General features: G+C 36.1%; 13 protein-coding genes. 2 read left to right on the forward strand and 11 right to left on the reverse strand.

Annotated elements, in window-relative coordinates; genetic code table 11:
- Positions 1-24: 24 nt before the first annotated feature.
- The 4 genes from BUL40_RS14110 to BUL40_RS14125 form a co-directional block, all read right to left on the reverse strand.
- Complete coding sequence (locus tag BUL40_RS14110; protein WP_010519988.1) at positions 25-3,066, reverse strand: SusC/RagA family TonB-linked outer membrane protein; 3,042 nt, start codon at positions 3,064-3,066, stop codon at positions 25-27.
- Between the two features lie 409 nt (positions 3,067-3,475).
- Positions 3,476-3,823 (reverse strand): cupin domain-containing protein, encoded by a 348-nt coding sequence (locus tag BUL40_RS14115; protein ID WP_010519987.1) that lies wholly within the window; start codon positions 3,821-3,823, stop codon positions 3,476-3,478.
- 6 nt (positions 3,824-3,829) lie between these two features.
- Complete coding sequence (locus BUL40_RS14120) at positions 3,830-6,073, reverse strand: alginate lyase family protein (protein WP_080319779.1); 2,244 nt, start codon at positions 6,071-6,073, stop codon at positions 3,830-3,832.
- A gap of 13 nt (positions 6,074-6,086) precedes the next feature.
- The gene (locus BUL40_RS14125) at positions 6,087-8,426 is read right to left on the reverse strand and encodes a polysaccharide lyase 6 family protein (protein WP_080319780.1); all 2,340 of its coding nucleotides are present in this window, start codon (positions 8,424-8,426) and stop codon (positions 6,087-6,089) included.
- A 195-nt stretch (positions 8,427-8,621) separates the two neighbouring features.
- On the opposite strand from BUL40_RS14125, the gene BUL40_RS14130 reads away from it, so the two are divergent.
- On the forward strand, positions 8,622-8,831 hold the full coding sequence (locus BUL40_RS14130) for a hypervirulence associated TUDOR domain-containing protein (RefSeq protein WP_080319848.1): 210 nt from the start codon (positions 8,622-8,624) through the stop codon (positions 8,829-8,831).
- Between the two features lies 1 nt (position 8,832).
- On the opposite strand, the gene BUL40_RS14135 is transcribed toward BUL40_RS14130, so the two are convergent.
- The 6 genes from BUL40_RS14135 to BUL40_RS14155 form a co-directional block, all read right to left on the reverse strand.
- On the reverse strand, positions 8,833-9,324 hold the full coding sequence (locus BUL40_RS14135) for a hypothetical protein (RefSeq protein ID WP_080319781.1): 492 nt from the start codon (positions 9,322-9,324) through the stop codon (positions 8,833-8,835).
- Positions 9,325-9,474: 150 nt separating this feature from the next.
- Positions 9,475-10,053 carry a hypothetical protein gene (locus tag BUL40_RS14140; RefSeq protein WP_080319782.1) on the reverse strand — a complete coding sequence of 193 codons (579 nt, stop codon included), beginning with the start codon at positions 10,051-10,053 and terminating at the stop codon, positions 9,475-9,477.
- Positions 10,050-10,229, reverse strand: coding sequence for a hypothetical protein (locus tag BUL40_RS15670; RefSeq protein ID WP_141239681.1), 180 nt, complete (start codon positions 10,227-10,229; stop codon positions 10,050-10,052). Before BUL40_RS15670 ends, BUL40_RS14140 begins: the two co-directional genes overlap by 4 nt.
- Before the next feature lie 164 nt (positions 10,230-10,393).
- A complete protein-coding gene (locus BUL40_RS14145; protein WP_080319783.1) occupies positions 10,394-11,086 on the reverse strand; it encodes a haloacid dehalogenase type II in 693 nt (230 codons plus the stop codon).
- 98 nt (positions 11,087-11,184) lie between these two features.
- Positions 11,185-11,754: a carboxymuconolactone decarboxylase family protein gene (locus BUL40_RS14150; RefSeq protein ID WP_080319784.1), complete on the reverse strand. Its 570-nt coding sequence runs from the start codon at positions 11,752-11,754 to the stop codon at positions 11,185-11,187.
- A gap of 59 nt (positions 11,755-11,813) precedes the next feature.
- Positions 11,814-12,374 (reverse strand): TetR/AcrR family transcriptional regulator, encoded by a 561-nt coding sequence (locus tag BUL40_RS14155; protein WP_244901881.1) that lies wholly within the window; start codon positions 12,372-12,374, stop codon positions 11,814-11,816.
- A gap of 180 nt (positions 12,375-12,554) precedes the next feature.
- On the opposite strand from BUL40_RS14155, the gene BUL40_RS14160 reads away from it, so the two are divergent.
- A complete protein-coding gene (locus BUL40_RS14160) occupies positions 12,555-13,133 on the forward strand; it encodes a fasciclin domain-containing protein (protein ID WP_080319786.1) in 579 nt (192 codons plus the stop codon).
- Positions 13,134-13,185: 52 nt separating this feature from the next.
- Here the strand turns inward: BUL40_RS14160 and BUL40_RS14165 are convergent, their stop codons facing one another.
- On the reverse strand, positions 13,186-13,935 hold the full coding sequence (locus tag BUL40_RS14165) for a DUF3667 domain-containing protein (RefSeq protein WP_080319787.1): 750 nt from the start codon (positions 13,933-13,935) through the stop codon (positions 13,186-13,188).
- Positions 13,936-13,956 lie beyond the last annotated feature (21 nt).

The raw sequence follows: 13,956 nt of genomic DNA on the forward strand, positions 1-13,956 counted from the left end.
TACTATTTTCTTTCTAGTTAAACCTTAAAATTCAATATTGGTACCAATAGAAATTGTTCTAAACACAGGAGATCCTGCACGCTGGTAACCATAGGTAGTTGGACTTGTATCGTTGATGGATTCTGGATTAAAACCAGTATAATCATCTGCGGTTAAGTACATTAGGTTCTGTCCTGTTGCGTATAGCCTAAAGCTACTAAGGCCTAATTTGTCTGTTATATCCTTAGGAAAATTATACCCGATATTTACATTTCTTAATGCGATATAAGAAGCGTCTTGAATAATATCATTGGTAAAGATTTTCTCTTTAATAAAACCTTGATCTGGTGTTATCGCAGGATCAAAATCTTGAGCGCTATTAAAGTGATTGAAAATATATTGATCCCCCATATTCCTAATTTCTGCCCCGTGGCTACCTTGAAAAAGGAAGCTTACATCTACGCTACCAATTTTAAAGTCATTGGTAACACTCCAGATCAAGTCTGGATAAGGGTTACCCAGAATAGTTTTATCATCATCATCTATTAGACCATCACCATTAAGGTCTTTTACATACACATCTTGTGCCTCGCCACCTACTGGGTGGTATGGGTTGTTTAAATATTCCAATGGAATGTCACGGTCTACAACCCATCCGTAATACGATGATATTGGGTTACCTACCAAGTTTATCCATTCTGCGGCACGCTTACTATCTACGTTCAAGATTTGACCGTTGGCATCTGCAAAGTCTGTTAATTCATTCTCGTTCATAGAAGCCAAAAGCGTAGTAGACCATCTAAAATTTTGGGTTGATACGTTTCTGGAACGTAACTCTAGTTCCCAACCACTATTTTTAACTTGTCCTAAGTTTACCAATGCACTGCTAAATCCAGTAGTTGAAGAAACCGGATTATACAATAAAAGTTTGTCCGATTTACGTTCGTAATAATCTACAGAACCGGAAATTACCCCATTAAAAAATCCAAAATCTACTCCGGGGTTAAATTCTTCCAAACGCTCCCACTGTAAGGTTGGGTTCTGGATATTTAATGCCACAAAGGCTGCTTGTGAATTATACACCCCGGTACCCAACAATGGTATAGAAGGATACAGGTCTATAACATCACTACCAGTATCTATGTCTTTATTACCGGTAAATCCGTAGCTAACACGTAATTTTAAGTTGCTAACAAAAGAGCTACTGTTTAAGAAATTCTCTTCTGATACGCGCCATCCTAAAGAAGCAGCTGGGAAATCTCCAAACTTCTTGTCTACTCCAAAAATAGAACTACCATCTCTTCTATAACTTACAGAAGCTAGATACTTATTATCAAACGCATAGTTTACCCTACCAAAATAAGATTGAAATCTTTCGTCTAATTTAAATGATCCTATAGAAGATAAAACCGTTGCAGCACTTAAGGTTCTTAATAAATCTGATGTATATCCCGTACCTGCAGAACTATCTCCCTGCCATTCCCACTTTTCACCAGAAAGACCAGCAATTGCAGAGATATCATGCTTACCAATTACTTTATCATACGTAAAGTAATTCTCTGAAACGATATGAAATCTATTTTCATTACTAACATTATAACTTGCAGCAGAGGCCCCATTTCTATTGGATTCTACCCCTTGCCATCTATCTTGAAAGGTGTTCTGATAATCACCAGATAATACGGTCCTAAAATTTAGACCATCTGCTAATTTAAATTGCCCATATACACTACCGGCAATCTTGAATTTATAATCGTTACGGTCTCTTTCCAAAACCTTGGCCGCCGGGTTGGTATTAGAAGTATTGGAAATATCTACCAAGGCACTACCATCGCCATATAAATCATAATTATCAAAGTGGCGTTGTAAAGCATAATCGCCAACTTGAACATCTGGATACACATTTCTATCCACGTATTGGATGGTATTGTTGTCATGATAAACTGGCAACCATGGTGTTTGCCTTAAAATATCGTGCGTAGAACCATCAAAACGTCTTCTTCTAGAATAAGAAGGAGCAATATTGGCACCCAACTTTACATTGTCTCCAATATTGGTATCTACTTTTAAACGCATGTTATAACGTTTGTAATCGTCTGTAAGCAAAACACCCTCGTCATGTAAATATCCAAGAGAGGCACTAAATTTAGTGTTTTCACTCCCTCCTCTGGCGCTTAACGAATGACTTTCTATTTTACCTCCATCAAAAATCACATCTTGCCAATCACGGTCTATACCAATTAATTGCTTGTATCTTGTTCTATCTGACAATTCGCCAGTAGCAGCCAACTCAGCAGCAGCTGTTTCTGCGATAGAAAAATAATACGCGTCGCTTTGCTTTGCCTCTTTAAAACCAGTATAACCGTTATAGCTAAATTTGGTTTTACCCTCTTTACCTTGCTTAGTAGTAATTAAAATTACCCCGTTTGCCCCTCTAGAGCCGTAGATTGCAGAAGAAGCAGCATCTTTTAAAACATCAAAGCTTTGTACTTCGTTCATATCTAGGTTACCAAGAAAATCGCTATCTACGGGCAGACCATCTACCACTACCAAAGGTGCAGAATCGCCATTTAATGAGCCAACACCCCTAATTCTAATAGTTGGGGCAGAACCAGCTTCACCCTCTGTAGCTGAAATATTTACACCTGCTATTTGACCTACAAGTGCATCATCTACCCTTGCAACGGCAATTTGGTCCAAATCTTCATTAACCACCTGCGATACCGCTCCAGTTAAGTGTACTTTTTTTCGCGAACCATAACCTACAATTACCACCTCATCTAACTGGTTGGTGTCTTCTTGCATAACAATGTTCAAAGATTGTTGATTAGCAATGGTTATGGATTGGGGCTTATAACCCAAATAAGAAATATTTAAGACATCTCCTTTAGCAACTTGAATGCTAAAATTACCATCAAAATCCGTAGCCGCACCTCTTGTGGTATTCGCTACAACAATTGTGGCACCAGGAATTGGAATGTTACTGGCATCAGAAACCGTACCTGTTAAGGTATAAGTGTCCTGAGCATAAGATAGCAAACCGGCAAGGAAAGCTATCGAGAGCATTAGTTTTAGTTTAAAATTCATTTGTACAGTTAGTTTCTATTTAATCTTCAATAGTGTTTCTGCCGTGTGCATTGGCAGTTAGTCGTTCAAATCCACCATGACCCCTTTTGCAGTTTAAATTCCAAATGAATTGTTTAATTTTGTAATTCAGGGTCACAGCGATGTACTCTGTCGTATTACTTCCCTCCGAAAGAAGTGATATTCCAAAAGGATAGGCGTGCACCTATCCTTTTTTTATGCTTTTAATTAATTATCATAGGTTAACTTTTAATTGGTGACCCAAACTGGTTTACCAATTTGGTTTACCAAATATAAGTTATTGATATGTTAACTAAAAATCATTTTTATAATTTTTTTAAGGAAAAATGATTATTTAACAATTTAGTCCTTAAAATTTCTTTATTTGATAAAATTTTGAAGGCCTATTTCCTTACTCCATAAAGTCTTCTCTAATTGGACTAAAGACGTCTATTAGGATTCCGCTTTTAGTGCAAACGGCTCCATGCAATACATTTGGCGGAATGTATACGCTATCTCCTTCTTTTACGGTTTGTTTAACGCCGCCTATGGTAAAATCGAACTCCCCGCTAGCAACATAAGTTGTTTGGGAATGATAATGTTCGTGTTCGTACCCGATGCCTCCTTCATCAAAATGCACTTTTACCAACATAATCTTATCATCGTACCCCATAATCTTACGTTTTACGCCTTCACCAACCGTTTCCCACTCTTGGTCTTTATCCAACAAAAATTCTTTACTTGCTCCAAATGATTTCATCCTTTATTATTTTAGATTGATTATTGCAAAAGGTCCCTGCCAGCTTATGACACTACCCTTTACATTTAATTTATGCTTTGTATTCCTATTTACATTTTTAGAAGAAAAAGCTACAATTTTATCTTCACCTTCTTTAAGTTCCAATTTTATTGCCCAATAATCTTGATCTCTGTAAAGTACGGTTATTTGCTTTACCGAAGTGGTGGCGTTTACCGCTAACTCACTAACCGTACTGTAACTACCATGGGATTCTAACACGCTGACAAAAAAAGCATCTGCTACGTTATTCTTTTTTAGGATAAGTGCTGGGTCTCTTCTGAGGTTAAAGTTAGGGTCGTTAGCCCCAACTCTAGCCAAGACTATACTATCTGCAGCAGATGCCAATGTAGTTAGTGTGTAAAATTTTTTGTTAGCCAGCCAAGAGAATTTTACGTTTTCTTCTGCCACTGGGCTAGCCGCTTCTTTGAACAAATGCTGGTAACCATTTTCTGTTCCTAAAGGCTTTAACTGCACGTTGGCTTTATAGGGCTGGTTTAATGTAAGTAATTGACCCATGTAATAAAATGGTAGTTCATAGGTATGCGTACTGTCTGATTTTACTTCCATAACATCTAGAACCATTGGTTTTTGCCAGCTACTGTCTTTTAACATTACCATAGTTCTATGCATATGGGTACCAGGGTAAGCATTCTGCTCTGTTGCGCTGATTACCTGTGCTGCCAAATCATCAATATTAAATAAATAATGATTGGAATGGTTTTTACTACCCACTTCATACATACCATTAAAATGAGAGGTGCCATCTTGCACCAAAGTATTATGCGCAATAGTTTGTTTGGCCCAAGTAGTGTTTTCCTTTAAATAATTGCCTCCACCTTTTTGTTCAATATTTACAAAACGTGCAAGGCCATAATCTTGTATTACCTCCTCCCCGTTTTCGTATAAAGAAAAAGATAGTTTATCATAATGACCATGGCTTAAGCCTTGTGCCGTATATTTAAATACTACTTCCAATCCATCTTGCCTAAGCACCGCTATTCCACCTTGTTCTCCGTTGGGCCCATCTTTTAAATCAACACTTCTTTTTACAAAAGGCGTTGCCTTATCTTGGGTAATGTCTTGAGCTACGGCCAAACCTGCATCGTTTAATACTACCGTGTTTTGCTTTTCTGCAATGGCGAGTAATTCTGGATCTTTACTACCATAATAGTATGCTATATCTACTGCGTTAACCAAAGACCCACTATAGTAAGACATTCCTTTTTGACCGTCGTTTATAGGGAAAAAATCTCCATCCATATCCGATAATTGCAATAAGGCATATACGCTCTTAATAAGAAGCCCGTCTTTGTAATCAAAGATTTTCAATTCTGGTTTAACGTTCTGTAAGGCTTGAGCAAAAATTAAAAAAGGATACATTGCGTAGCGCTGATAATAAGGCCCTTCTGTATAATAACCATCTGGTGAGAACGGTTCGTCTAAATTGGCAAAAAAACCTGCTTTTTTACCCGGTTCTAAAATAAAACCGCCATCATCATCTTTTAAACCCTTGGTTAAACTTACATCTTTTATTCCGTACAATGCGCGCTGTAGCAGTTGTTCGTCTTCCATAACCAAAGCAATCATACCAACGGCAACGTTACCCCAAGTACTATGGTTATGAACACGATTAAAAAACTGAGGGTTTTCCACAGAAATAAAATCCGCAAATGGTCTAAACAATTGGTTCTCTATATATTTACGCTCTTTCTTACTTAAATATTCATAGATACAATCATAAGCTTGGCTGGTGTATACCAACCAATTAGAATCGTTTAAGCACTGCCAAAATAATTTGCCCCTGGCATAGGAACGTTCTTTGGGATGTACAGGCAAAGTGGGGTAAAGACCCGCATATGCCTTTAACATGTCTCGTACGTAAATTGCGTAAGCATCGTCTTCTAGAATTTGGTACAACACACCTGCTTTTTGCATAAGCCGGTAGTTTAATTTATGAGTTTCATGAGAATACCCTCCTGAATAGTCTTTAGGAATTGGTAGGTTTATAGGCTTATTTATAGCAGCATCTACCTCTGCTTTGACGGATGCTATGGCTTGGTCCATCAACGGCACCTTACCTAGTTGTTTTTTAATCTTTTCTACCCCGGTTTTGGTGAGTATCAATTTAGGATGCTCCTGGGCAGACAATGATATAACGGTTATAAATAAAAAAGACAGAAAGCGAACTTTTAAACTGGATAATATAGTCATGGATTCCTTCCTTTTATTTTAATAAACCTAAATCTTTGCCATCTGTTCCTTTCCCTTTTAAAGGAGAATTGGACTCCAAACTATAGGTTTTATCTATAAAGCGAGGCTCTAACTCCCATAAATTTGCCGCGTTATAGTTTTGATCCCCAGTAACGGTTAACTTGTCTGAAGCATAGAAGGCGTTATTAACTACATTCACAATTGGTTCCCCCACTACCAAATGTGTATTAATCCCTTCAGTTTTAGTAAAAATGTTATTGGCAATAGTTACAACCTGCACGCCATATAACGAAACCGCGGCTTCGTATTTATTTCGTTTATCGTAACCTACATTGTCCAATACGTTATGTTCCATTTCTAAAAATGGACCAAATGTACTTTCGTCCTTACCACCCCTATGCAAACGAAGAGCGGCACCTCCTATATCCGTAAAAGAATTGTTCTTTAAAATAACGTACTCCGCATTATAGATACCAATATCGTCAGTTTCACGGTCTAAGGCCATAATATGACCCGTAATATTTTTAAAATTGGAATCTTTAATGCTTATGGTATCCGCAAATGTATTCTTATATACCCTAATAGCATCATAAGAATGGTTCACATCTAAGTTCACAAATTCACAATCCTCTATGAACAACTTGTAATTTTTGTTCATACTATACTTACTAGTTGTAATTACGGAATTACCTGTTCTGTCCGGTGAATCTGCCCCATCAAACACCAAATGGGATAAGGAAAGACTACCTCCATTATTAATCTGTAACAACGACTTCTTTTCAAAAAACAGCTTTGGTTTGTTGTTCTTAGCACCTGTAATGGTTATAGGTTTATCTATTATTATAGTTTTTGTGTTTGGGTACGCACCTCCTGCCTCTAGCTGCAATATATCTCCGGCATTAGCAGTATTTACCGCTTCTACCAAACTGTTTAAGCCAGGATCAACCGTTATAGTGTTGCCAGAATTAAGTGTAACATCTAATTCTTTTTTGGAATACCAATTTACACCTGTATTGTCTTTTGTTGCCAAATCTTTGCTTAAACTAGCACCTATACCTTCTGGTAATCCTACAGGCATTACCAATCCATTAGAATTGGCCTTAAGCTCCAATTCTTCTTGAATAAATCCGTTTTCTGTTAGTGGAGTTGTATTAGGACTAATGATATTGTTTTTAAACGTAATACCATTTATATCATCATATACCGTAAAAAGATTTTTCTTGTCCGTAGTATAGAACACGTTGTTCTCCATTACAGAATTTACTGGTACTGCACTACGCTCGGCATCGCTACCTGCACACAACTGAATATGGTCACAATCTACAAACGTATTATTGGTTACAATTGCATCCTCTACTTGATGGTATCTGTTTATAGGACTGTTTGGAACACCGTTCATAATAACAAAAGCTCCTCTAAAACGGTAACCTGTTAAACCAACCCCGTAATTATTTTTTACGGTTTGTTGGCCATTTATAACACGTATACCACCAGTACTTGGTTTATTGTTACCAATAAAAACATTACCTAGTACTTGAGTACCACTACCATGACGCATAGTAAGCGTACCCGTACATTCGTAAAAAACGTTGTCTTTGTATATATTTTTTCCGGATTTATTGGATATTATTTCATGCTCTCCATTGCACCTATCAAAATAATTAGAAGCAACCACGGTTTTGGAATCCTTTAATGAATAATGACTAGTACCTATACGTAGAGTTTCACCTCCATTTGAACCTAAATTTTGTCTTGGTCCAAAATAGTTATGATCTATATGGTTTTCGTTCTGTTGACTCTCTTCTGTATTTAATCTAACGATCATGGTTACACCACGGTTACGCTTACCCACTAGGTGATTGTGGTCTATCCTATTATGCTTACCATAGATAGCCACCCAAGTATCTGGCTCGTGCCGTTCTGGGTTGTTGTAATTATCAATAACACATTCTGTTAACCTTGAATAATGTGCTAAATTATTTTTATCCTTTTTAAACGAAATTACTTCGGTAGTTGGGGTATAGCCATTTTTAAAAACCAAACCTTCTACATGTAAATAGGTTCCGGCCATTCTTAAATTAGATTGCCCCTCTAGTGTTACTTTCCCTTTTTCTTCTACGGTTAATGTAATAGGATTGTCCTGGGTACCATTACCTTCTAAAAGTAATTCGGCATTTTGCCACACTCCATTAGCTAAGGTAATTACCGTGCCCGGCTTAGCCTGTGCAACGGCTTTATTGAATTCTTCTACGGAATGGACTAAATTCTTTGGGGAATCTTCTTGTTTACACGCCGTAAATACAGCCAGAACAAGAAGAATAACTAAGTGTTGCAGCAGTTTAGTGTTATTCATCTTAAATTGGTTTACCAGTTTGGTTTACCAAAAATAGGAATATTTATGTACTATCAAAATTTTTAAGCTATTTGATATGTTAAATATCTTTAGAAGACACTTTGACCAACTAGTATTTATGCTATTGCATCCTATTTTATGACAAAAGGGCACCCTAAGCCAGAAAGAAGTAATTACTTTTCAATAAAAAAAATAATGATACGAGAAGGTACCACTGTAAAATGGAAATGGGGAAATGGAACAGCCAAAGGAAAAGTTATGGAAACCTATATCACTGAAGTTACTAAGACCATTAACGGTAATAAAGTAACCCGTAAGGGTTCTACAAATGATAAAGCACTATTTATTGAACAAGAAGATGGTGATAAAGTACTTAAAAGCGAATCTGAAGTAGAACGTTCTTAGTTTAGCCTGCAATTGGAACACCCAGCTGTAAAAGTTGGTGTTCCAACTCTTTTGCTCTTTGCGAACCAATTAAATAACGGTCTCCATTTTTAAGTTTAAGGGCCACCCCTTTATTACCTTTAACGTTATAAACGGTTCCGTATTTAGTCCAATACCTAATTCCCCACCCGCCAACAAAGCTGTACTTTTTGGCTTTTGCTTCTTGAATTTCTGAAATGGATATTACACGTTTGATAAGCGGAAAAAAGTGAATGGTTAAGTACGTGTTGGATATTGTAACAGTTAACTTTAGCCTGTAAAAAAAGAAGAGCAATAAAGCGTATAGTACGGCAAAAATAACAAGACCGTTATTGGACATGGGATTATTGCCAAAATTGGTTTCCAATACTAATTGTTGGTAAACACCGTAACCAATTCTTAACCCTATACCAATGAGCAATACCCATAACCACCATTGTGTAAACTGCTGTTGCTCTTTAAATTTTACGGCCATACCATATGCTATTATATATCTAAGTTAGCTCTTATTTAGATAGATATGAGCAGTAATTTTAACCCGTTTTACATTTTTGGTATTTAGCCTTCTAGTTTTAAAAAACATCTATTGTTTTATGGACTACGATAGTGATTTCTATAGAACCCGCTATTTCCGGCTTTTATCTTTCTTGTACAGATTTATGGCTTGCACATATTTTTGTGCGCCTTGCTCGGATAAGTCGTTTATAAAATTGTCCAACTCTGGATAATTAGCTGCGGTCCAAGCTACCAAAGAATCTTTTTTCTGCTCCCATTTAGACCAATTAGCGCTTGGGCAATCGCCAATGGTTATATTGTAGATTACACTGTCCTTAAAATAAAAGGACCAATCACAACGAAGTGGGTTATTTTCTAAAAAGGCGTAACGTTCAGATCTGGCTGCAATGCTCGCAATTATTACGCTATCTGTTACGGATAAATTTTTAATTGTATACTGGGTATTAAAAACGGAATCCCATTTAAAATGCTCATAAAACGAAGCAGTGTTAAACTTAGCCTCAACCCCTTCAGTAATAGATATACTATCTTTAAACAATGGCTTTATTAGATTGTAATCCTTTGCGTTAAAACCTTTAAAATATGCCCTTACTTTTTCCTTTTTTATGGATTTGGACAAATCTACTTCTCCATTACATGCTATCATAATCATAGCAAACACTACCATAACGCTAATAACTAACCTCATCTGGTTTTGGTATCATCAATTACTAATTTGTAGGTGCATAAAAGCAGTAGAAAAAATGCCATTAAGAACAACCAAGTCTTAAAAGAGCTAAAACTAAAGGTAGCAAAATCAAAACTTAACGTATTTAATAGCATTGCCAAGCATAGCAACAGGTAGTTCATTTTAGTATTCTGCATGAGTAATCAATGTTTTGGTCTGGTTATTAATGTTTGACTACCAAAGTATTAACAAAGAATACCGAATGTAAGTAAAATCCGTAAAAAATTAGAGGAATAGTCGAGTATTTTCTTTAAAAAACTATTTTAACCCAATAACAAGCAAACAAATAACCTCTTAAAGTTTATTTTAAACCAATTAAATAGTCTGCCGCTTCGGTCAAATTTTGCACCACCGCTTCTGTCTTTGGTGCCAATGGAAACTCATATTTACCCTTACGGGCTATAAAAATAGCACGCAAATTAGCCTGTAGGGCACCGGCAACATCCCAACCATGTGCCGCTAACAATAAGGTATCCTTAGGGTCTACCCCCATTTGTAAGGCAGCCCATCCATAAACTTTACTATGCGGTTTAAACAATCCTATTTTTTCTACACTTAATTGCGCATCAAAAAAAGAAGCCAACTGTGCATATTGTAATTGAGCTGCCAAGGTATCTGAATCAGAATTGGTTAACGCCACCAAAGTATAACCGCTTCTTTTTAAACGAGATAAGGCGTTTGCAACCTCCTCATGAGCTGGTAATTGTTTAAAACCCTGGGTAACAATCAACTTTGCATCTTCTATTGACAAAGAAATACCTTGCTCCGCTGCCAGCATTTTTAAGGTTACAGCACCAATTTTTCCAAAGTGATGATAATCTCCCGTTGCGGAAACTACTAAAGAATAATGTAACAGTGTTGAAAACCAATGGGATACCTTGTCACTATCTCCATTGAATAATTTGGTGATTTTGGTTTTGATAGGAGTTAAATCCAACAACGTCTCATTTACATCAAAAAAGAGCACCTTGGGTGAAGTAATTTTGTTTTCCATGGTTTATTTTTTTTGGAGGCAACCCAGTTGTATGAAGACTGAGTTGCCCTTCATTCAAAATTACAAGCTAACTTGTTCTAAGATTGAAATTTAGCGTGTTATTCTGCCTTCCAATCGTATTTTTGAAAACCTTTATCCAAAGGTGTCTCTGCTATATGATTTACATAGTTGCTTATTACCTTTTGGGAAACACCCAAAATAATATCCAATAAATGTCTTTGGGTATAACCTGCTTCAAAAAAGTTGTTAAGTACTTCCTGCGATAATTCTCCCCTATTTCTAACAATCTCCAAAGTAGTTTTTCGCAATGTCTCTAGCTTAGAATTTTCTAGGGTCGTTTTATTACGCAATGCTTCAATTATACCTTCATCTACCTGCATAGCTTTTGCTATAGCCGTATGGGCAGGTACACAGTAATGGCATTTGTGCTCTACGTTTATGGTTTGCCATACCACTGTTAGTTCTTCTTTATTAAAAGAGGAATTTTCAAATAAGGTGTGTATATTTTTATAAGCCTCCAATAATCCTGGAGACTCCGCTAAAACGGCATGTAAATTTGGCACATAGCCGTAGGCCTTTTTAGAATCGTCTAACAAACCCTTACTGGCTTCTGGGGCGGTCTCTAAAGTGTGAATGGTAAATGTTTTTTCTTTTTCTACTGTTTGCATGTTAATTGTATTTATGATTTAATTTTCTAAACGTTCGTTTAGTTATGATTTAAATTTTTTTAGAAATTCTTGAAGATGTTTTTGATATACATATCCAATTGTTTTTCGTTAAAAACCCTACTAGCAGAAGATAACCCAAACATGGCCACAACTAAATAGTCTGCCTTTTCATTGGTCCATGCCATATCTTTTTCTTCTACTTCTAAAATGTTGTAAAAAAGGTTACGTACCTTATTTACAAAACGGTTAAGTTCATTTGATATAGCTTGGTTGGCACCTACTCTAAATTCATTGGCCGCATTGGTTATTAAACACCCTTTACAAACGTTTTTTTCCTTACTAAAGGCTAAAAAATTATAAAAGTAATTTTCTATGGCTTTTACGGTCTGTGGTCCATCTGCTAATTGGTTTAACAACTTATTTAATTTTTTTTGATATAATTCCAAGCTTGCCAAAAAAACACCATCCTTACTACCAAATGCAGCATAAATAGAAAACTTGTTTATTCCCATTTCGTTTTCTAATTGTTGCATAGAGGTACGTTCGTAACCGTTTTTCCAAAAAAGCTGCATGGCTTTTTCAATAACCTCATCTTTGCTGTATTGCTTTTTTCTGGCCATATCTAGAAACAAAACTAAACACTTGTTTAGAAATAAAAAAATGAATGCATTTATTTAATATGAAATTAAGAAGTGCTCCAACAAAACTGTTAAAATTAATTTTGTTTAAATATTTTATGTTTTTATTAAACATTTTATGTTTCTATTTGTTGTAATCTTGGAAAACAAAAAAAATTGAAAATGAAAAAGTTATTATTTACTGCGCTTCTTCTTGGAGGAGTTTTAAGTGTACAGGCCTGTACTGAAAAAGAAAAAAAAGACAACAACCCCGCTGAAACCAAGGTAGAAGCCGAAAAAGTGATTACCAGCAAAGATGCTCCTACTATTGTTGGGGTTGCTGCTGGCAACGAGAATTTTAGCACATTAGTGGCTGCCGTTAAAGCCGCGGAATTGGTAGAAACGTTAAATGGCGATGGTCCGTTCACGGTATTCGCCCCAACCAACGCAGCTTTTGAAAAGCTACCAGAAAACACGGTTTCTGATTTATTAAAGCCAGAAAACAAAGATACCTTAACAGCCATACTTACCTACCACGTGGTAGCAGGTAATTATAAAGCTGCGGATGTTGTAAAGGCTATTAAAGACAATAATGGAAGTTTTACCATCACTACCGTACAAGGAGCAACACTTACTGCTTCTATGGATGGTGAAAACGTAATCTTGACCGATGCCAAAGGTGGCACATCTACTATAATAATGACAGATGTTGCTGCTGCAAATGGCGTTATACATGCTATAGATACTGTGGTTATGCCATAAACCATGCTAACTCAAAAATGGAAAGGGCGAACATTTTATGTTCGTCTTTTTTTTAGTTAAAAATCGAAAGTACTATCCCAATAATACCTAGGCCGACGATTAGCAAAACACCAAATAAGAAAGCAGAGGTGAAGGTTAGAATCCACATGTCTTTTTGGTTATGCTCTGTTTTAAAAATTCTATAAGTATACCAAGCAATTGTAAGGTATAGAAAAGGGTTAAATAGCAAATTAAATCCCGTTAATAAATACACCAAACCAGATAATAAAATGCTTTGACCAAGAATAAATGCCGCTATTGCTATATTTTCCCAATAATTGTATTTTGAAAAAACGGTTTTTGTTGCAAAGGCCAACGGAAACATACAAAGCACAAATATAAATTTGAAATTATTTCTGATGAATATTCCTATTTGCACACCAAATTTATAAGCTGATTGTTCCTGATGGTCATATGAATTTGGGGCATAAAAATTAAAAATACTGGGAATACGCTCTATTAGTAAATAAATAGTTATACAAACTACCAAAAAAGTTATTGGATTAAAAACCCCTTTACGTTTGCCTCTTAAATAGGCGTAAACCAAAGTTTTTGGAGACCATAGCATGGTTTTAACATTATATAAAAAGCCACGATCCATTTCTACAAAAGAGGATATGGCCTCTTCCGTTATACTATTCAGGGTTATCTTGGGAATGTCGTTTTTTTCCCCGCAAGTTGGGCAATAGGGCGTATTAAGTATTTCCCCGCAATTTACACAAGAATCTTTACCAGTAGGCACTAGTGATTTTTCTGGCAACATTTTAGAATTGTTAATGGTTTA

This window comes from Croceivirga radicis, assembly GCF_002072105.2.
Classification (GTDB): Bacteria; Bacteroidota; Bacteroidia; order Flavobacteriales; family Flavobacteriaceae; genus Croceivirga; species Croceivirga radicis.